Annotated in this window: 19 protein-coding genes; 8 read left to right on the forward strand and 11 right to left on the reverse strand. The window is 51.2% G+C overall.

The window, feature by feature from the left end; genetic code table 11:
• Positions 1-64 precede the first annotated feature (64 nt).
• Positions 65-1,060 carry a LacI family DNA-binding transcriptional regulator gene (locus HV346_RS22870; protein ID WP_181621527.1) on the reverse strand — a complete coding sequence of 332 codons (996 nt, stop codon included), beginning with the start codon at positions 1,058-1,060 and terminating at the stop codon, positions 65-67.
• Positions 1,061-1,077: 17 nt separating this feature from the next.
• Entirely contained in the window at positions 1,078-1,626 is a 549-nt protein-coding gene (locus tag HV346_RS22875; protein WP_181621528.1) for an XRE family transcriptional regulator, read from the reverse strand.
• A gap of 102 nt (positions 1,627-1,728) precedes the next feature.
• Between HV346_RS22875 and HV346_RS22880 the strand changes: the two genes are divergently transcribed.
• Together HV346_RS22880 and HV346_RS22885 are read left to right on the forward strand one after the other, a co-directional pair.
• The gene (locus tag HV346_RS22880) at positions 1,729-2,388 is read left to right on the forward strand and encodes an AzlC family ABC transporter permease (protein WP_181621529.1); all 660 of its coding nucleotides are present in this window, start codon (positions 1,729-1,731) and stop codon (positions 2,386-2,388) included.
• Positions 2,388-2,711 (forward strand): AzlD domain-containing protein, encoded by a 324-nt coding sequence (locus HV346_RS22885; protein ID WP_181621530.1) that lies wholly within the window; start codon positions 2,388-2,390, stop codon positions 2,709-2,711. The genes HV346_RS22880 and HV346_RS22885 overlap by 1 nt, the downstream gene beginning before the upstream one ends.
• Positions 2,712-2,714: 3 nt before the next feature.
• Here the strand turns inward: HV346_RS22885 and HV346_RS22890 are convergent, their stop codons facing one another.
• A complete protein-coding gene (locus HV346_RS22890; RefSeq protein WP_181621531.1) occupies positions 2,715-3,746 on the reverse strand; it encodes a methyltransferase in 1,032 nt (343 codons plus the stop codon).
• Positions 3,747-4,027: 281 nt separating this feature from the next.
• Complete coding sequence (locus tag HV346_RS22895) at positions 4,028-4,240, reverse strand: DUF1471 domain-containing protein (RefSeq protein WP_181621532.1); 213 nt, start codon at positions 4,238-4,240, stop codon at positions 4,028-4,030.
• 200 nt (positions 4,241-4,440) lie between these two features.
• Here HV346_RS22895 and HV346_RS22900 point away from each other — a divergent pair, with 200 nt between their 5' ends.
• On the forward strand, positions 4,441-5,418 hold the full coding sequence (locus HV346_RS22900) for a hypothetical protein (RefSeq protein ID WP_249415116.1): 978 nt from the start codon (positions 4,441-4,443) through the stop codon (positions 5,416-5,418).
• A 41-nt stretch (positions 5,419-5,459) separates the two neighbouring features.
• On the opposite strand, the gene HV346_RS22905 is transcribed toward HV346_RS22900, so the two are convergent.
• Together HV346_RS22905 and fdhD are read right to left on the reverse strand one after the other, a co-directional pair.
• Positions 5,460-5,672 carry a DUF1471 domain-containing protein gene (locus HV346_RS22905; RefSeq protein WP_181621533.1) on the reverse strand — a complete coding sequence of 71 codons (213 nt, stop codon included), beginning with the start codon at positions 5,670-5,672 and terminating at the stop codon, positions 5,460-5,462.
• A 114-nt stretch (positions 5,673-5,786) separates the two neighbouring features.
• Entirely contained in the window at positions 5,787-6,623 is an 837-nt protein-coding gene (gene fdhD, locus HV346_RS22910; RefSeq protein ID WP_181621534.1) for a formate dehydrogenase accessory sulfurtransferase FdhD, read from the reverse strand.
• Between the two features lie 375 nt (positions 6,624-6,998).
• On the opposite strand from fdhD, the gene fdnG reads away from it, so the two are divergent.
• From fdnG to HV346_RS22935, 5 genes are all read left to right on the forward strand, one after another.
• Complete coding sequence (gene fdnG, locus HV346_RS22915) at positions 6,999-10,058, forward strand: formate dehydrogenase-N subunit alpha (RefSeq protein ID WP_181621535.1); 3,060 nt, start codon at positions 6,999-7,001, stop codon at positions 10,056-10,058.
• A gap of 126 nt (positions 10,059-10,184) precedes the next feature.
• On the forward strand, positions 10,185-11,087 hold the full coding sequence (fdxH, locus tag HV346_RS22920) for a formate dehydrogenase subunit beta (protein ID WP_181621537.1): 903 nt from the start codon (positions 10,185-10,187) through the stop codon (positions 11,085-11,087).
• Positions 11,084-11,719 (forward strand): formate dehydrogenase cytochrome b556 subunit, encoded by a 636-nt coding sequence (gene fdoI / locus HV346_RS22925; protein ID WP_014172232.1) that lies wholly within the window; start codon positions 11,084-11,086, stop codon positions 11,717-11,719. Before fdxH ends, fdoI begins: the two co-directional genes overlap by 4 nt.
• A complete protein-coding gene (fdhE, locus tag HV346_RS22930) occupies positions 11,716-12,645 on the forward strand; it encodes a formate dehydrogenase accessory protein FdhE (protein ID WP_181621538.1) in 930 nt (309 codons plus the stop codon). Before fdoI ends, fdhE begins: the two co-directional genes overlap by 4 nt.
• Before the next feature lie 202 nt (positions 12,646-12,847).
• Positions 12,848-13,762 carry an alpha/beta hydrolase gene (locus tag HV346_RS22935; RefSeq protein WP_181621539.1) on the forward strand — a complete coding sequence of 305 codons (915 nt, stop codon included), beginning with the start codon at positions 12,848-12,850 and terminating at the stop codon, positions 13,760-13,762.
• A gap of 30 nt (positions 13,763-13,792) precedes the next feature.
• Here the strand turns inward: HV346_RS22935 and fabY are convergent, their stop codons facing one another.
• From fabY to typA, 5 genes are all read right to left on the reverse strand, one after another.
• Positions 13,793-14,734: a fatty acid biosynthesis protein FabY gene (fabY, locus tag HV346_RS22940; RefSeq protein ID WP_181621540.1), complete on the reverse strand. Its 942-nt coding sequence runs from the start codon at positions 14,732-14,734 to the stop codon at positions 13,793-13,795.
• A 44-nt stretch (positions 14,735-14,778) separates the two neighbouring features.
• The gene (gene dtd / locus HV346_RS22945) at positions 14,779-15,216 is read right to left on the reverse strand and encodes a D-aminoacyl-tRNA deacylase (protein WP_181621541.1); all 438 of its coding nucleotides are present in this window, start codon (positions 15,214-15,216) and stop codon (positions 14,779-14,781) included.
• On the reverse strand, positions 15,213-16,094 hold the full coding sequence (locus HV346_RS22950; protein WP_181621542.1) for a virulence factor BrkB family protein: 882 nt from the start codon (positions 16,092-16,094) through the stop codon (positions 15,213-15,215). Before HV346_RS22950 ends, dtd begins: the two co-directional genes overlap by 4 nt.
• Entirely contained in the window at positions 16,088-16,687 is a 600-nt protein-coding gene (gene yihX / locus HV346_RS22955; RefSeq protein WP_181621544.1) for a glucose-1-phosphatase, read from the reverse strand. The genes HV346_RS22950 and yihX overlap by 7 nt, the downstream gene beginning before the upstream one ends.
• A 133-nt stretch (positions 16,688-16,820) precedes the next feature.
• Complete coding sequence (typA, locus tag HV346_RS22960; RefSeq protein ID WP_181621546.1) at positions 16,821-18,644, reverse strand: ribosome-dependent GTPase TypA; 1,824 nt, start codon at positions 18,642-18,644, stop codon at positions 16,821-16,823.
• Between the last annotated feature and the right edge of the window lie 127 nt (positions 18,645-18,771).

Below are 18,771 nucleotides of genomic sequence, written 5' to 3' on the forward strand. Positions count from 1 at the left end.
GAAACGTTTCGGATACAAACCAAAACGTTTCGGATCTGTGATCGGGTTTAGAAATTTGGCGAAATTAGGCCGTCTGGCCTGGGGAAAACGCAGGCTGCCAGAGCACCTGAAGTTCGGAAACGTCATCGCCGTTAATTAACTGACGCACCATATCCGCGATCTGTTTCCCCACCCCCTGACGAGTAGACTGGACAACGGCGGCCACGTCGATATCAACAATGCTGTCCTGCGGCAAACCGTCATACACCACCAGAGAAACCGCATTATCCCCGATTAAACGCCCGCATTGCGCCAGCGCCATAGCGGCCCCGTCTCCGTGCGTATTGCAGTCGGTGATAATGGCGGTAGGAGGATTCTCAAGGGAGAGCAGTTCATGGGTTGTGGCATAGCCCACGCGGCGTGAAGGTGGCATAGCACGTAGCCATTCACTGGATAAACCCACTTCCCGCAATGCATCCAGGTAGCCCTGACGACGCTGGGTGATAAAGGCCTGATTATTACTTTCACCCAGTAGCGCAATCCGCTGATGGCCTTTCTCAATCAGCCAGCGAGTGGCCTGATAGGTCCCCGCGTAGTTGTCGAAATCAAACCACGCGTAGGGCTGTGATAACTGGCTACGGCCCAGCGCCAGGAAGGGAAAACCAGCAGCCTGAAGCTGTTCAAGACGCGGATCATGATCGAGCGTATGGGCCACAATCAGCGCATCGACACGACGGCTTTGCACCATGCGCATATAGCTGTGCTTGTCGGCCAGATCGTCATCAGCAATCAACAGCAGGTCGATCTCATGTTGCGCAAGTTCGTGACTAATTTCGCCGACCATGTCCATAAATACGCTGTTATTGAGCGGAACAGGATGGACCGGAAACACCAGCCCCACGGCATCAATTTTGCCCATTTTAAGACGTCGGGCAAAGGTATTTGGCCGATAGCCACGCCGTTGGGCTTCTGCTTCCACGCGGGCACGCGTCTCGCGGGAAACATCATCATACCCGTTGAGGGCACGGCTGACCGTCGTCACGGACAACCCCAATTCTTTGGCAATGGCTTTAAGCGACATGATTTTCCGTTTCTTCGTTAATTTTGTTCGGCGACCAGAAGCGCATGGGTATCCGGTTCCAGCGCCTTAAAGATATGCGGCTGGTCTGCCGGATAGCAGATGTAATCCCCTGTGCTCAGCTCTTCAGGTGCATCAAGTAAACCGACCATGGCCCGTCCTTGCGTCACGATAATATGTTCAACCGAGCCCGGCAGATGTGGCTGAGAGATACGGTCTGCGCCTGGCTGAGTCAGCAACAGGTAAATATCGCGACGAGCTCCAGGGGGACACGCGGCCAGTAAAATTGCTTCGTAGTTAGCCTGCCCGGCAATCACCTTCGTCCCTTCTCCACGGCGGATCACCTGGGTTGTCGGCAGCTGCGGTTCCAGCAAACGCGCAAAAGGAATATCCAGCGCCACGCAAAGCGACCAGAGCGTCTCCAGGCTCGGGTTGCCGTTTCCTGACTCCAGTTGCGAGAGTGTGGATTTGGCGATCCCGGCACGACGGGCAATTTCCGCTAATGAAAGCCCGGTTCGCAGGCGTTCTCGCACCAGACTTTTGGCAATCACGCTGATTGGCTGCGGCATAAAACGCCCTCTTGTTCTGTAAATCGAACGAATCGTTCATCTTGTAAAACGACATTGATGCGTTCATTATAATGGATACACGTTCGATATGGCTAAAATTGTATGAAGCATCACCTCTCCTGCCTTAAAGGCGACACCATAAAAGCAATCATTCTGGTTTGCCTCGCCGTTGGCGTTGTCGGCATGTCATACGGCTCGCTGGCGATGGCCTATGGTTTCCCGGTCTGGGTTCCCTTTGTGCTCTCTATTTCTGTGCTGGCGGGGGCGTCAGAATTTATGTTTATCGGCATTGTAGCCAGCGGGGGCAATCCCCTGGCCGCTGCTGCAGCCGGTTTACTGGTGAACGCTCGACACGTACCGTTCGGCGTAACAGTGCGCGAACTGGTAGGTAAACGGGGAATGAGCCTGCTGGGCTGTCACATCATGAACGACGAGAGTGTGGTATTTGGTCTGTCACAAAAAACCCCTGAGCAACGTAAAGCCGCCTACTGGCTGTGCGGCCTGGGCGTTGCCATTATCTGGCCACTCGGCGCACTTTTGGGGGCAATGGTAGGCAAGCTGTTACCCGCTCCCGAAACCATCGGACTGGATGCGGTATTCCCGGCGATTCTGCTGGCGTTAGTCGTTCCTGCCTTTAAAAATCGTACGACACTTATTCGTGCCTGTAGTGGAGCGGTTCTGTCGCTCGCGGCTGTGCCGTTTGCCCCAGTCGGCTTACCGGTGCTGCTCTCGTTACTCGGCCTTGCCGCGAGGAAAAAATAATGGAAAACATGACGGTCTTTATTCTTGGTATCGCCATCCTTTCAGCAGGAACCTATCTGATGCGTCTTGGTGGGGCAAAGCTCGGCAATCGGCTGGCGCTCTCCGAACGTTCCCAGGCACTGCTCTCTGATGCCGCGACGGTATTGCTCTTCTCAGTGGCGCTGGCGACAACGTTTTATGAAGGGGAGCATTTCGCCGGGATGGCTCGCGTGTTTGGCGTAGGGTTTGCGGTATTCCTGGCCTGGCGAAAAATGCCATTAATTGTGGTGATCGTGGCGGCAGCAGTCGTTACTGCGCTGCTGCGCCTCATGGGGCTAAGCTAACACTCAGGCAGCAACAGCCTCGACAATAGACAAATAGGTCTCTGTTTTGATGATCCTTTCAAGCCGGAGCCCTGATTTTGCAAGCATATCGCGCAGCTCCGTTTCCGTCCTGATGCGACCGCCATCAAAGCTCGCCAGCAAAAGCAGATCGATTTCGCATCCACCAAGAGAATTTTCGCCCTCAGATACGACTGGCTCCATAATCACTATTTTGCCATTAGGTAACATAGCATTACGGCAGCAACGCAAAATTTTTATGGCTTCCGCATCCGACCAGTCCATAACAATATATTTCAGTATATAAATATCCCCGGCAGGACATTTTTCAAAGAAACTGCCGGGCGTTAATGTCCAGCGAGAATTGTCATCAAGCTGATGAAGCATATTTCCACTTAGCACATCCGGGCGATCAAATAATATCCCCTTCAACGTTGGATTTTTCCGTAATATATTCAGTAGCATATTTCCATAACCACCGGCGACATCCACTACCGTAGTATGTTCTGGAAATTCAACATTGCGAACCAGCACCTCATTCTCCACTTTTGACATAGAAGACATACCTGAGTGAAAAAGAGTATCGCCCGAAGCGTGATCCTGCTGCGACCAGTAGTCATAAAATGCCATACCAAAAATTGACTTAAACACATTTTTACCGCGAACCCTGTCGGGGAGTTCAAATACCGGCAGCCAGAATGTTGTGTCCGTCAGCATCAGGATGGCATCGCGCAGCGAATAAGGATTATCAGTTCGCAGAAACTCCGCGGCAGATGTAAGTGTAAAACATCCTTCTGATTTTTCTTCGAATACACCGCGCGAGGCCAGTATTCGCATCATTCTGCACAGTGAGATTGCATCAACATTCAGTTCGCCTGCAAGCTGGTCAGCGGTTTTTTCACCCTCAACGAGTTTATCAGCAACACCCAGAACCGCAGCAGATCGCAGAGCGGCGCTCCACAGATAAAGCATGGAGTTCTCAATGACTGAGAATGCTATTTTTTCATACTCTGGAGGCATACCATTTTTAAGCAGCATTTATCCGTCCTCGGAATAAAAAGTATCGGAATAATCACAAGAGATTATTACCACACCCCTGTTTGGGCTCGCGATAAATTGTAGGCGGGGGAATGTTATTCGCTGGAAAAACTGTTTGTAGCGCTGTAAAGATAACTTCGTTTATTTATCAAATGATAATTTTTTATGTCAATATATAGATACGGTGCGATTTTTTATTTATTTCTTGATAACTGAATTAGGATCACAGACACAGGCCAAAAAAAGCGCCCCGAGGGCGCTCTTTCGACGGTGTGACTCGCTTATTTGTTCAGCTCAGCCGTCATATGGACCTGATTACCAGAAAAGGCTTCGGTAATTTTATAGGATGATGCACCCGCGTCTTTTGCCTGTGCTGCAATTTTGGCTTCCGCGCCATCAATGGTGGAAGAGGTTGCGGTAACAGTTTGCGCTGCGAAAGAACCGAAAGAAGTAGCCAGAGCGATAACTGCAACAAAAGTTTTGATGCTTTTCATGATGTAAACCCTTTCAATAAGTTGTTTGTATAAGGCGTTATACCTTGATGTGATAAATAATAGACCTCATCACCATCAACTAAAAGCGGAATGATTTGCCATTGTTATTCAAAATTACTGAAATAAAAAACCATTTATGTATTGTGTTGCTCTCCCTATCCTGATTTCCTTAAATCGAAATATTGACAGGGGGATCAAGGATGAAAACTAAAGAACACCCATCGTTTCTTCTCAGGCATAGCACTTCCATACATTTTATTTCCTATGCCGGCGCTATTTTTATCATTACGCCCTTTAACAGCAAAGCAATGCCATTATTTATCTGGGTAGCAATGCTAGTATCTTTAGTCATCATTACTTCATGGTATATAAAGCCATTAACGCCACTTGAAAAATCAAGAATGGAATGGAGTGAATATAAAAAGATAGTTGGATCGACACAGATGTCGTCGCTTCTTTTTTTCGTTTCGTGCGTGGCATTCAAATATTTAATGAATTATGGCCTGGAAATCCCTGTCACGCTGAGTATTGCAACCGTTGGCTTTATTTATTACACCGTAACGCTTTACCTTGAAGCCATTGATGATGACAGAAAGAAGATTGCCAGGAAGGCTTTTGTTCTCGCCAAAGGGATATGGCTAGTTATCTCATTCATCTGTTATATCATGGCAAGAAAGGTTTTCATGGACGTTACAGATGTTACACATGAGGCAACATTCAATAAAATCACGTCGTTAGGATTCTTTCTCATCTTCTGCACACTGTTTTTTTCGATGGTTTTTCTTTTCTTCACAATGATGTTACCCACGCTGCAAAATTCATCATTCCAGTTCAACTCGCTGGCAATATGTGCCCCACTATTCTGTGCTGGCTACATTTTTTTCATTGTTTATAACGTTAATACAAACCGTGTGCTGGAATATATTCTGAATGTTACGATCGAATATGACACCCGAGACACTTTTTTCTGTAATGATAGCTACCATATCCTGAATGACTACCCAAATGCGCGTTTCATGATGGTTGCGGAAGGGAATTATCGTATGTTTACGCCTAAAAAACATGACTATAGTATTTGGCGGCTCACATGCAAAAATACTGCGCCATTTTATACGGTGGTTGAAATTCAGAACAGAAAAGACATTATGCAAAAGCTGAAAAATAATACTGATAAATAAAAAAAGCGCCCCGAGGGCGCTCTTTCGACGGTGTGACTCGATTATTTGTTCAGTTCAGCCGTCATATGGACCAGGTTACCGGAAAAAGCTTCGGTAATTTTGTAGGATGATGCACCCGCGTCTTTCGCCTGTGCTGCAATTTTGGCTTCCGCGCCATCAATGGTAGAAGAGGTTGCGGTAACAGTTTGCGCAGCGAAAGAACCGAAAGAAGTAGCCAGAGCGATAACTGCAACAAAAGTTTTGATGTTTTTCATGAGATAAACCCTTTCAATAAGTTGTTTGGATAAGGCGCATTGCCTTGATGTGATAAATAATAGACCCCATCACCATCAACTAAAAGCGGAAGGATTTGCTCTCATCATTCAAAATTACTGATTAACAATTAATCGCTGCGGATGGGTATAGATCGTTGCCCTTCCAGGTTTGCAAAATCCCACCAGTGTCAGGTTGCAACGCTCCGCAACCTCCACCGCCAGTGTGGTCGCGGCAGAAACCGCAAACAGAATTTCAATGCCACACATCGCCGATTTTTGCACCATCTCGTAACTGGCACGACTGGAGACTAATGCCGCACCTTGCTGCCAGATTTCGCTCTCACGCGCGCGACGCCCAAGCAGTTTATCCAGTGCAACATGTCGCCCGACATCTTCATGCCCACCCGCAATCTCACCTGACGGTAAAACCCAGGCCGCGGCGTGAGTGCATCCGCTCAGTTGCCCAATCGGCTGAACATCATTGAGATGCTCAAGTGCAGAGTCGAGGTGAGCCAGGTTAAACGTCTGAGTAAACGGCAGGGGCGTTATGGGTTTACCGATATCATTGAGTTGCTCAACACCGCAGACACCACAGCCAGTACGTCCCGCCAGCGCCCGACGGCGCTCTTTTAGCCCCATAAAACGGCGGCTGGAGAGTTCAATTTGCACTTCCAGTCCATTACAGGCCTGAACCACATCCATGCCAAAGATCTCCTGCGGGTGCTCGATAATGCCTTCCGACAGAGAAAAACCTATCGCAAACAGCTCCAAATCTTTAGGCGAGGCCATCATCACAACATGCGAGATACCGTTATAAACCAGGGCAACAGGGACTTCTTGCGCCAGAAAATCGGGCGTAGCAAGCGTAATGTGGGGCGGTCTGTGTACCGACAATTCCACAGTGCCCTCAGGCAGTGGCGAAGACCGGGTAACACGGTTTTGTTTAGACACAGCGGTATTCCTGAACAACCACAGAAGTGAGCCTGCTATTGCACCATAAACCGCAGACCTCACGCATAGTATGGATCAATTTTTCGGCTCTCATAGACATCAAGTTTACCTACTCATTTAGGAGTGACACAACCGAAGCACTGATACAGACCGGTAACACTCAGGGTAAATTTCGTGATTAATATCACACTTTATAATCAACAGAGTGATAATACGTTCACTTTGTTTTAACGCGATTGGAACAGGCTTACCGACATTGTGGTATTCTGATGATATCCCTCGTGGAATTGAGGGAATAACGCAAATTTTATCCTTTGTGGTTATTTTGCGACCGCAAAGCGAAACACTAAGCAATGTCGAAACAAGGAGTGACCCATGCAGGTCAGCAGAAGGCAGTTCTTTAAGATCTGCGCTGGCGGTATGGCAGGCACAACGGCGGCGGTACTGGGCTTTGCTCCCGGTGTAGCGCTGGCGGAAACGCGGCAGTATAAGCTGTTGCGTACCCGTGAAACCCGTAATACCTGTACGTACTGCTCTGTCGGTTGCGGGCTGTTAATGTATAGCCTCGGCGACGGTGCGAAAAACGCCAAAGCATCCATCTTCCATATCGAAGGGGACCCGGATCACCCGGTTAACCGTGGTGCACTGTGCCCTAAAGGGGCTGGTCTGGTGGACTTTATCCACTCAGAAAGTCGCCTGAAATTCCCTGAATATCGCGCACCAGGCTCCGATAAATGGCAGCAAATCAGCTGGGACGATGCGTTTGACCGTATCGCAAAACTGATTAAAGAAGACCGCGACGCCAACTTTATTGCCCAGAACGCTGATGGCGTAACGGTCAACCGCTGGCTCTCCACCGGGATGTTGTGTGCTTCCGCATCCAGTAACGAAACCGGCTATTTAACCCAGAAATTCACGCGCGCACTCGGTATGCTCGCGGTCGACAACCAGGCGCGTGTCTGACACGGACCAACGGTAGCAAGTCTTGCTCCAACATTTGGTCGCGGTGCGATGACCAACCACTGGGTCGACATCAAAAACGCCAACCTTATCGTGGTAATGGGCGGTAACGCCGCTGAAGCGCACCCTGTCGGGTTCCGCTGGGCGATGGAAGCCAAAATCCACAACGGTGCGAAGCTGATTGTTATCGATCCCCGCTTTACGCGTACTGCGTCAGTGGCGGATTTCTACACCCCTATTCGTTCAGGTACTGACATCACATTCCTGTCAGGCGTATTGCTGTACCTGATGACCAACGAAAAATATAACCGTGAATACACCGAGGCTTATACCAACGCCAGCCTGATCGTGCGTGAAGACTATAGCTTCGAAGATGGTCTGTTCAGCGGTTATGACGCCGAAAAACGCAAATACGATAAAACCAGCTGGAACTACGAGCTGGATGAAAACGGTTTTGCGAAACGCGATACCACGCTGCAACACCCGCGCTGCGTGTGGAACCTGCTGAAAGAGCATGTTTCCCGCTATACCCCGGACGTTGTTGAAAACATCTGTGGTACGCCAAAAGCGGACTTCCTGAAAGTATGTGAACTTATCGCCGAAACCAGTGCTCCCGATAAAACCACATCGTTCCTGTATGCGCTCGGCTGGACGCAACACTCCATCGGTGCGCAGAACATTCGCACCATGGCGATGGTTCAGCTCCTGCTCGGCAACATGGGGATGGCGGGCGGTGGCGTAAACGCCCTGCGCGGTCACTCGAACATTCAGGGTCTTACAGATTTAGGGCTGCTTTCCCAGAGCTTGCCTGGTTATATGACATTGCCAAGCGAGAAGCAGACCGACCTTCAGACCTACCTGACGGCCAACACGCCAAAACCGTTGCTCGAAGGCCAGGTGAACTACTGGGGCAATTATCCGAAGTTCTTCGTCTCGATGATGAAAGCGTTCTTCGGTGATAAAGCGACAGCCGACAACAGCTGGGGCTTTGACTGGTTGCCGAAGTGGGATAAAGGTTACGACGTTCTGCAGTACTTCGAGATGATGAACCAGGGCAAAGTGAACGGCTATCTGTGCCAGGGCTTCAACCCGGTGGCGTCGTTCCCGAACAAGAACAAGGTTGTGGCATCACTGTCAAAACTGAAGTTCCTGGTCACAATTGACCCGCTCAACACCGAAACTTCGACTTTCTGGCAGAACCACGGCGAGTCCAACGACGTTGATCCATCGACGATTCAGACAGAAGTATTCCGCCTGCCGTCGACCTGCTTTGCCGAAGAGAATGGCTCTATCGTGAACTCCGGTCGCTGGTTGCAATGGCACTGGAAAGGCGCTGACGCCCCAGGCATCGCCATGAACGACGGCGAGATCCTGGCGGGCATTTTCCTGCGTCTGCGTAAGATGTACGCCGAAGAAGGCGGGGCATGTCCGGAACAAGTTCTGAACATGAGCTGGAACTACTCAACGCCGGAAAATCCTGCACCAGAAGAAGTGGCAATGGAGAGCAACGGTAAAGCGCTGGCGGATATTATCGACCCGGCAACCGGCACGGTGCTGGCGAAAAAAGGCGAGCAGTTAAGCACCTTCGCGCATCTGCGTGATGATGGCTCGACGACCAGCGGCTGCTGGATCTTCGCCGGTAGCTGGACGCCAAAAGGCAACCAGATGGCTAACCGCGATAACGCCGACCCGTCAGGGCTGGGAAATACGCTGGGTTGGGCATGGGCATGGCCGCTGAACCGCCGCATTCTGTATAACCGTGCTTCCGCTGACCCGCAGGGTAAACCGTGGGATCCAAAACGTCAGCTTCTGAAATGGGATGGCGCAAAATGGGGCGGTGTGGATATTCCGGACTATAGCGCTGCCGCACCAGGCAGTGATGTCGGGCCATTTATCATGCAGCCTGAAGGGATGGGACGTCTGTTTGCTATCGATAAGATGGCGGAAGGTCCGTTCCCCGAACACTACGAGCCATTTGAGACGCCGCTGGGAACTAACCCGCTGCACCCGAACGTTATCTCTAACCCGGCAGCCCGTATCTTCAAGGGTGATTTTGAAGCGCTGGGTAAAAAAGATAAGTTCCCGTACGTGGGCACAACCTACCGTCTGACCGAGCACTTCCACTACTGGACAAAGCATGCGTTGCTTAACGCCATCGCACAGCCGGAACAGTTTGTGGAGATTGGTGAAAAGCTGGCGAATAAGCTCGGCATCGCACATGGCGATACCGTGAAGGTCTCCTCTAACCGTGGCTACATTAAAGCAAAAGCGGTAGTGACCAAGCGTATTCGCACGCTGAATGTTCACGGTCAGCAGGTTGACACCATCGGCATCCCAATCCACTGGGGCTATGAAGGTGTGGCGAAGAAAGGGTTTATCGCGAACACCCTGACGCCGTTCGTCGGTGATGCAAACACGCAAACACCGGAGTTTAAAGCCTTCCTCGTGAACGTGGAAAAGGTGGATACCCAATAGATTTCAGGTTGCAGGCAGACGGTGACGCCATGCATTTCGGGAGCGTAGAAAAACGGCGCGACCGGAATGCATAAGGAAACCAACGCACCTGCGCACTGAAAGATGAAGGGTAAACGGAGATGAATTATGGCTTACCAATCTCAAGATATTATCCGTCGTTCCGCGACTAACGGTTTCACGCCCGCGCCACAGGCGCGGGACCACCAGCAGGAAGTGGCGAAGCTTATCGACGTGACCACCTGTATCGGCTGTAAAGCTTGTCAGGTGGCTTGTTCAGAGTGGAACGACCTCCGTGACGAAGTGGGTCACAACGTCGGGGTGTACGATAACCCCGCCGACCTGACCGCCAAGTCCTGGACGGTGATGCGTTTCTCGGAAGTGGAGCAGAACGACAAACTGGAATGGCTTATCCGCAAAGATGGCTGCATGCACTGTGCGGATCCGGGCTGTCTGAAGGCATGCCCGTCAGAAGGGGCTATTATTCAATATGCCAACGGTATCGTCGACTTCCAGTCCGAACAGTGCATTGGCTGCGGCTACTGCATTGCGGGCTGCCCGTTTAACGTGCCGCGACTGAACCCGGAAGACAACCGCGTCTACAAATGTACGCTGTGCGTCGACCGTGTGACTGTCGGCCAGGAACCGGCCTGCGTGAAGACCTGCCCAACCGGCGCTATCCACTTTGGCTCTAAAGAGGATATGAAAACGCTGGCGGCAGAACGCGTGGGTGAACTGAAAACACGTGGTTATGACAATGCAGGTCTGTACGATCCTGCCGGGGTTGGCGGCACGCACGTGATGTATGTGCTGCATCACGCCGACAAACCGAATCTGTACCACGGCCTGCCGGAAAACCCGGAAATCAGCGCCACCGTGAAATTCTGGAAAGGTATCTGGAAACCACTGGCAGCCGTCGGTTTTGCTGCCACCTTCGCAGCCAGTATTTTCCACTACGTCGGTGTCGGCCCGAACCGTGCGGAAGAGGAAGAAGACAACCTGCATGAAGAGAAAGACGAGGTGCGCAAATGAAAAAACGTGACACCATCGTGCGCTATACCGCGCCGGAGCGTATCAACCACTGGGTCACCGCCTTCTGTTTCATGCTGGCGGCCATAAGCGGACTGGGGTTCTTCTTCCCGTCCTTCAACTGGCTGATGCAAATCATGGGGACGCCACAGCTGGCGCGTATTCTGCACCCGTTTGTGGGCGTGATTATGTTTGCATCGTTCATCATCATGTTTTTCCGTTACTGGCACCATAACCTAATCAATCGGGATGATATCTTTTGGGCGAAGAATATTCGTAAGATCGTCGTCAACGAGGAGGTAGGTGACACCGGGCGTTATAACTTCGGTCAGAAATGCGTATTCTGGGCGGCGATTATCTTCCTGGTCCTGTTGCTGGTCAGCGGTGTGATCATCTGGCGTCCGTATTTTGCGCCTGCTTTCTCAATCCCGGTGATCCGATTTGCGCTAATGCTGCATTCATTTGCCGCAGTCGCGTTAATTGTGGTTATCATGGTGCATATTTACGCCGCCCTTTGGGTGAAAGGCACTATAACCGCGATGGTGGAAGGATGGGTAACCAGTACGTGGGCGAAGAAGCACCACCCACGCTGGTACCGAGAGGTCCGCCAGAAACAGGAAAAGTCATCTGAATGAGTATTCGCATAATCCCGCAAGATGAGCTGGGTTCGAGCGAGAAACGCACGGCGGAGTACATTCCGCCGTTGTTATTCCCCAGACTCAAAAACCTCTACAACCGCCGCGCAGAACGTCTGCGCGAGCTGGCAGAGAACAATCCGCTTGGCGATTTCCTGCGTTTTGCAGCGTTAATCGCCCACGCACAGGAGGTGGTTTTGTACGACCACCCTCTGCAAATGGATCTGACTGCGCGCATAAAAGAAGCCAACGATCAGGGCAAACCGCCGCTGGATATCCACGTACTGCCGCGTGACAAGCACTGGCACAAGCTGCTGCACTCGTTGATTGCTGAGCTTAAGCCTGAGATGAGCGGCACTGCACTGGCCGTAATTGAGAATCTGGAGAAAGCATCAGAAAATGAGCTGGAAGAGATGGCGAGCGCATTGTTTGCCTCTGATTTTGCGTTAGTCAGCAGTGATAAAGCCCCCTTTATCTGGGCTGCGCTGTCACTCTACTGGGCACAAATGGCCAGCCTGATTCCCGGGAAAGCCCGGGCCGAGTATGGTGAAGCACGCCAGTTTTGCCCGGTATGTGGTTCAATGCCCGTTGCAAGCATGGTGCAGATCGGCTCCACGCAGGGTTTACGCTACCTGCACTGCAATCTCTGTGAAACCGAGTGGCACGTGGTACGCGTGAAATGCAGCAACTGCGAGCAGACCCGTGATTTGCACTACTGGTCACTGGAAAATGAGCAGGCTGCAATAAAAGCGGAAAGCTGTGGCGACTGTGGTACTTACCTGAAAATCCTTTATCAGGAAAAAGACCCGAAAGTCGAAGCCGTTGCGGACGATCTCGCCTCACTGATTCTGGACGCCAAAATGGAACAAGAGGGCTTTGCCAGAAGCTCCATCAACCCGTTCCTGTTCCCGGGTGAAGGAGAGTAATCTCCTGTAACAGTGCCGGGCGGCGCAAGCATGCCCGGCCTACAATACTCACTCCGGCCTCCCCACAACAGAAAATTTAAAACGTCCGGTTCGCTTTTGCGAGCCTCTTTCCAGATTTTCATCCCCACCAAAATCCGCCATTTCCTTCAGCTAAAAACCAGGCTATAACACTGTTTATTCATACAGCATTCAGAGGTATTAAATGGTACTGGAAAAAGGAATTGGGGCACTGGTTCAGGACTTTATCGCCGCAGGACGGCCTTCTTCACGCAAGCAGAATATTGATGACCGGAGAGCGGGGTATGTCGACAGCACGGTGCTTGCAGGGGAGACAGAGATACGCGTCAAAGTAGAAACGCTGACGCTTGAAGGTATCACCTTCCGTGTCTTTTCCCCCTTAAACTCAGCGGAAACGCTACCTGCCGTAATCTACTATCACGGCGGATGTTTTATCAGCGGTGGCTTTGCCACTCATGATAATCAGCTCCGCCAGCTGGCGTATTACGGAAGCTGTCGGGTGATTGCGGTTCAATACAGGCTTGCGCCAGAACACACCTTCCCGGCCGCACATGACGATGCAGAAAGAGGGGCGAATTTGATCTGGCAGTATGCCGGACGTTTTGGTGTGGATAAAAAACGTCTCACGCTGTGCGGAGATAGTGCGGGAGGCCATCTGGCGCTGGTGACAGCTCTGCGGCTAAAAGCAGCAGGAATATGGCAGCCCGCGCAGCTTATTCTGATCTACCCGATGCTTGACGCCACAGCCAGTTTCGGCAGCTATACCCGCAACGGCGTGGACTTTATCATTACCCGCGATACGCTGCTCAGCGGTTATGAAATGTATCTGGCTAATACTGAACGCCAGCATCCTGAAGCCAGCCCACTGTGGAGAAAGGATTTTAGCGGCCTGCCTCCGGTACACATCATTACAGCTGAATTTGATCCGTTATGCGATGAAGGCAAAGCGCTGTATCAACATTTGACGGCGCAAGGCGTGGAATGTACTGCTCAACACTGGCTCGGGGTTATTCATGGGTTCTTCCAGCTTGGCGGGATCAGCCAGTCTGCACGGGATGTGATACGAGACATCGCCTGGCGGATCGGTTCAGAACGCTAGCCCGGCGAGCACGCCGGGCATGGCCGGGGGTTACTCTTCCTCGTTACCGCCCTCTTCATACGCACCAAAGGGCTTGGCGGGAAGAACAATATAGGTTCCTTCAAATACAGCACCGGAGGTTTCATCGCCAAAGAGTTCAACCTGCATCTGGACGCGCGCTTTACGGCCACGCGCCAGGCGATCGAGATCGCCACCCAACGAACCAAGATCGGCGACTGCGCTGGGTTTACCGCTGATGGGCGAACTGTAACGAATGTGTGCATCAGCGAGAATAATCGTGCCGCCAAGATGACGCTCTCGCAACATCAACCAGATCAGCCCCCAACCAGTGAGAGTAGCAAGCGAGAACAGACTGCCGGCAAATAACGTGTGATGTGGGTTTTGATTACCAATTTCCGGCATGGTGGTTATGAATTTTTTCCCGGTGTACTGCTGGATGCGAACACCCATCTTTTCACTGAGCGGGATATGCTGATACCAGGCCTGCTGCAACTGCCCACACCAGTCAGCACGGTGCAAAATATCATCGAGCGTTGCGACGGGTTTGATCATCAAAAAGTGGCGAACAGGCGTGGTTTGTGGGGTGGTGATTTCCCCCTGGTTAACAAAACCCAGTTTGGCAAAAAACTCTACCGCATCTTCGCGAGCACTACAGGTCACGCGTTTTACGCCTTCCTGCCGGGCGACAGATTCCAGCGTCATCGCAATCAGTGTCCCAAGACCTTTATCCTGTACTGAAGGATGTACAGCCATAAAGCGGATAGATGCTTCATTATCGGCATTGATATACAAACGCCCGACAGCGACAATGTTGCCCTCTTCATCCACTACCATCTGGTGATGGGCCATTGCGTCCCAGGCGTCACGTTCAGAACCCTTTGGTTGATGTAATGGCTTGCGCAGCATTTCCCAGCGGAACTGGTAATAAACGTCTAACTCGTCTTCCGTTTGCGGTACTCGAAGGTGATACATAGCTGTACTCTCTCTTGTTACCCGCGGCCACGCCGCCAGTTGGCTCATACCTGCAGCCAGAATGTAACGGGGCCATCGTTCACCAGCGAAACCTGCATATCTGCAGCGAATCGTCCGGTTTGAGTATTCATATCCTGTTGGCGACAACGCTCAACAAAATAGTCATAGAGTGCTTCTGCACACTCCGGAGTTGCGCCTTTCGAGAACCCCGGACGCATACCACGTTCTGTATCCGCAGCCAACGTAAATTGCGAAACCACCAGCACACTGCCACCCGATTGCTGAACATTCAGGTTCATTTTACCGTCTGCATCGCCAAAGATACGGTAACCCAACACACGCTCACACAAGCGGTTGGCTTTTTGCTCGTCATCTTCCTTTTCGACACCTAACAACACCAAAAGTCCGGGGCCAATTTCACCCGTCACTTCCCCCCCCACGGTGACGCTGGCCTGGGTTACGCGCTGAATCAATGCAATCATGGTTGGTCTGCTTCTTGTTGTTTTTCAGCTTCTGCTGTTTTTTTAAGTTCGCGGTATATTCCGAGAGTGACAGTTATTTCTGCACCAAGCAAGACGATACACCAGGTCCAGTACACCCATACAAACAAAATGGGGATAACCGCCAGCACGCCGTAAATCAGCTGATAAGACGGGAACATGGTGATGTAAAGGGCAAAGCCTTTTTTCCCCAGTTCAAAGAGAACTGCCGCGACTAATGCCCCAACAACCGCATCCCGGTTAGGCACTCGGGTGGTGGGAACGACGCTGTACAACAGCCAGAACGAGAGCCACGATAAGATCAGCGGGAAGATACGCAGCACATTGTCGATCACGCCGTTTAGCTCGCTTGCCCAGCGTAATGAGAGCAAATATGAACTGATCGCCAGACTGGCCCCGGCCAGTAACGGCCCGAGAGTTAAAATCATCCAGTACACTGCAAACGAGTACACGCGAGGCCGCACCCGTTTACTTCGCCAGATGGTATTCAATGCACTATCAATGGCATACATCAACAACAACGCCGTCACGATCAAGCCACATGCGCCAACGGCGGTCATCTTGTTAGAGTTCGCGACAAACTGCTCAATATAGTTCTGAATGACATCGCCAGTCGCAGGAATAAAATTGGCAAATACAAAGTGTCGAAGCTGCAAACTGACATCTGCAAACATCGGAAAAGCAGAAAAAAGCGCAAAGATCACCGCCACCAGCGGCACGATGGAGAGTAACGACACATACGCAAGGTTACCCGCCAGTGTCGTCATATTGTCCTCATCAATGCGATGCCAGAGGAGTTTTAGCCATGCCCGAAGTGGGCGGGTATGGTGCGTTGCTTTTTGATGAACGGTTTTTAACATAACAGCTTCGCGAAATAGTCCGGTATCGTCTCTTTTCCGGTCACCAGAATTGACGTGATACCTAACTGGTTAGCTCCCTCTATATTATCGACATTGTCGTCAAAAAAGACCGCATCAGCCGCGGAGAATCCTTCCGCCTGAAGCACTGCCTGATAGATCCGCGCTTCCGGTTTGCGCATTCCCATCTCCTGGGAAAGATAAACTTTATCCGCTGCGGCATAAATTTCAGGGTACTCATCGGGCCAGAAGGTGGTATGCAGGCGATTCGTGTTCGACAGAACAACCACACGATGGCCCTGGCCGCGGAGTTTTTGCATAATACCGGTCACTTCTGGGCGGATCGCAACAAATACCGCCTGCCAACCGTGAGAAAACTGCTCGTAACTTAACGGCAGATCCATCTCATGGCAGAAGCGCTCAGCAAACTCTTCGTCACTGATCTCACCCCGTTCGTGCTGGTGGAAAGTCTCACTCATCGTAAAACTTTGTTTTAGCCTCGCCAGTGGCACACGGCTGAAATCACTCCATGCACCCAACACCCGATTAAAATCGATATCGACGATTACATTTCCTAAGTCAAAGATATAAAGCATGTTTATCTCCTTTTCGCCGTGGAAAAGTAACTGTAGCGGGAAAGATAAGCTTTGGCTATGCGCTGCTACGTATGGCTGAAAAAGAAAAACCCCGCCACAAAGGACGGGGTTTGCATACCAGCAGAAGAGAAAATTAGTCTTCTTTCGGACCGCGCATAGCACGTTTACGGTCGTTCTCAGTCAGGTGACGTTTACGAATACGGATAGACAGTGGCGTCACTTCTACCAGTTCGTCGTCATCGATGAATTCCAGAGCTTGCTCCAGAGTCATTTTGACTGGTGGAACCAGAACGGTTGCTTCATCAGTACCAGACGCACGCATGTTGGTCAGTTTCTTACCGGTCAGGCAGTTTACAGTCAGGTCATTAGAACGACTGTGAATACCGATGATCTGGCCTTCGTAAACTTCTGCACCGTGGCCCAGGAACAGCTTACCGCGGTCCTGAAGGCTGAACAGTGCGAACGCAACCGCTTTACCCTGACCGTTAGAGATCAGTACGCCGTTGTTACGCTGACCCACTTCGCCCGGACGAACATCATCGTAATGGCTGAAGGTGGAGTACAGCAGACCCGTACCGGAAGTCATGGTCATGAATTCTGAACGGAAGCCGATCAGACCACGGCTTGGGATCACGTAGTCGAGACGTACGCGGCCTTTGCCATCTGGATTCATGTTTTTCAGGTCGCCTTTACGCTCACCCAGAGCCTGCATAACAGAACCCTGATGCTGCTCTTCAACGTCCAGTGTTACGTTTTCGAATGGCTCTTGTTTACGGCCATCGATTTCGCGGAAGATAACTTTCGGACGGGAAACCGCCATTTCGAAACCTTCACGACGCATGTTCTCGATAAGAACAGACAGGTGCAGCTCACCACGACCAGATACACGGAATGCATCCGCGTCAGGCGTTTCTTCAACACGCAGCGCAACGTTGTGCACCAGCTCTTTGTTCAGGCGGTCAAGGATCTGACGAGAGGTAACGAACTTACCTTCTTTGCCACAGAACGGAGAGGTGTTGACGTTGAAGAACATAGAAACGGTTGGCTCATCAACAGACAGTGCTGGCAGTGCTTCAACAGCCTGCGGGTCACAGATCGTGTCAGAGATGTTCAACTCGCCCAGACCGGTGATAGCAATGATATCGCCTGCTTCTGCCACGTCAGTTTCGATACGTTCCAGACCCAGGTGGCCCAGTACTTTACCGACTTTACCGTTACGGGTTTTGCCTTCGCTATCAATGATAGTGACCTGCTGGTTCGGCTTCACTTTACCGCGTTTGATACGACCAATGCCGATTACACCAACATAGTTGTTGTAATCGAGCTGAGAGATCTGCATCTGCAGCGTGCCGTCGAGATCAACGTTTGGTGCAGGAACACGGTCAACAATCGCCTGGTACAGCGGGGTCATGTCGTCAGCCATGTTTTCGTGGTCCAGACCTGCGATACCGTTCAGCGCAGAAGCGTAAACGATAGGGAAGTCCAGCTGCTCGTCGGTCGCGTCGAGGTTAACGAACAGGTCGAATACCTGGTCAACAACCCAGTCAGGACGCGCGCCAGGGCGGTCAACTTTGTTGATAACAACAATTGGCTTCAGACCGTGGGCAAATGCCTTTTTGGTAACGAAGCGCGTTTGCGGCATTGGGCCATCCATTGCGTCAACGACCAGCAGAACGGAGTCTACCATGGACATTACACGTTCAACTTCGCCACCGAAATCGGCGTGCCCTGGGGTATCAACGATGTTGATACGGTAGTCATTCCATTTGATAGCGGTGTTTTTCGCGAGGATGGTAATCCCACGCTCTTTCTCCAAATCGTTGGAGTCCATCACACGCTCTTGAGTTTCGGCACGCGCATCAAACGTACCGGATTGCTGCAGCAGCTTATCAACCAGGGTAGTTTTACCATGGTCAACGTGCGCGATGATGGCGATGTTACGCAAATTTTCGATCACAACTTTGCCTCAGGCATTTAGAAATAGCGCGTTATTGTACACGGATTAATCGCACTACAAAACAGGATCACAAACATCCCCCGCAAACAAGTATCGCAGAGTTGCTTTGTGATCGCTTTCACGGAGC

It is taken from the genome of Enterobacter sp. RHBSTW-00994 (genome assembly GCF_013782625.1).
In the GTDB taxonomy this organism is placed as follows: domain Bacteria; phylum Pseudomonadota; class Gammaproteobacteria; order Enterobacterales; family Enterobacteriaceae; genus Enterobacter.

Bases quoted from the DNA above. Each gene is read 5' to 3' on its own strand.
- HV346_RS22870 (WP_181621527.1), bottom strand. From the start codon at position 1,060: ATGTCGCTTAAAGCCATTGCCAAAGAATTGGGGTTGTCCGTGACGACG.
- HV346_RS22875 (WP_181621528.1), bottom strand. From the start codon at position 1,626: ATGCCGCAGCCAATCAGCGTGATTGCCAAAAGTCTGGTGCGAGAACGC.
- HV346_RS22905 (WP_181621533.1), bottom strand. From the start codon at position 5,672: ATGAAAAACATCAAAACTTTTGTTGCAGTTATCGCTCTGGCTACTTCT.
- fdoI (WP_014172232.1), top strand. From the start codon at position 11,084: ATGAAAAAACGTGACACCATCGTGCGCTATACCGCGCCGGAGCGTATC.
- fdhE (WP_181621538.1), top strand. From the start codon at position 11,716: ATGAGTATTCGCATAATCCCGCAAGATGAGCTGGGTTCGAGCGAGAAA.
- dtd (WP_181621541.1), bottom strand. From the start codon at position 15,216: ATGATTGCATTGATTCAGCGCGTAACCCAGGCCAGCGTCACCGTGGGG.
- HV346_RS22880 (WP_181621529.1), top strand. From the start codon at position 1,729: ATGAAGCATCACCTCTCCTGCCTTAAAGGCGACACCATAAAAGCAATC.
- yihX (WP_181621544.1), bottom strand. From the start codon at position 16,687: ATGCTTTATATCTTTGACTTAGGAAATGTAATCGTCGATATCGATTTT.
- HV346_RS22895 (WP_181621532.1), bottom strand. From the start codon at position 4,240: ATGAAAAGCATCAAAACTTTTGTTGCAGTTATCGCTCTGGCTACTTCT.
- fabY (WP_181621540.1), bottom strand. From the start codon at position 14,734: ATGTATCACCTTCGAGTACCGCAAACGGAAGACGAGTTAGACGTTTAT.
- HV346_RS22950 (WP_181621542.1), bottom strand. From the start codon at position 16,094: ATGTTAAAAACCGTTCATCAAAAAGCAACGCACCATACCCGCCCACTT.
- HV346_RS22935 (WP_181621539.1), top strand. From the start codon at position 12,848: ATGGTACTGGAAAAAGGAATTGGGGCACTGGTTCAGGACTTTATCGCC.
- HV346_RS22885 (WP_181621530.1), top strand. From the start codon at position 2,388: ATGGAAAACATGACGGTCTTTATTCTTGGTATCGCCATCCTTTCAGCA.
- fdxH (WP_181621537.1), top strand. From the start codon at position 10,185: ATGGCTTACCAATCTCAAGATATTATCCGTCGTTCCGCGACTAACGGT.
- HV346_RS22900 (WP_249415116.1), top strand. From the start codon at position 4,441: ATGAAAACTAAAGAACACCCATCGTTTCTTCTCAGGCATAGCACTTCC.
- HV346_RS22890 (WP_181621531.1), bottom strand. From the start codon at position 3,746: ATGCTGCTTAAAAATGGTATGCCTCCAGAGTATGAAAAAATAGCATTC.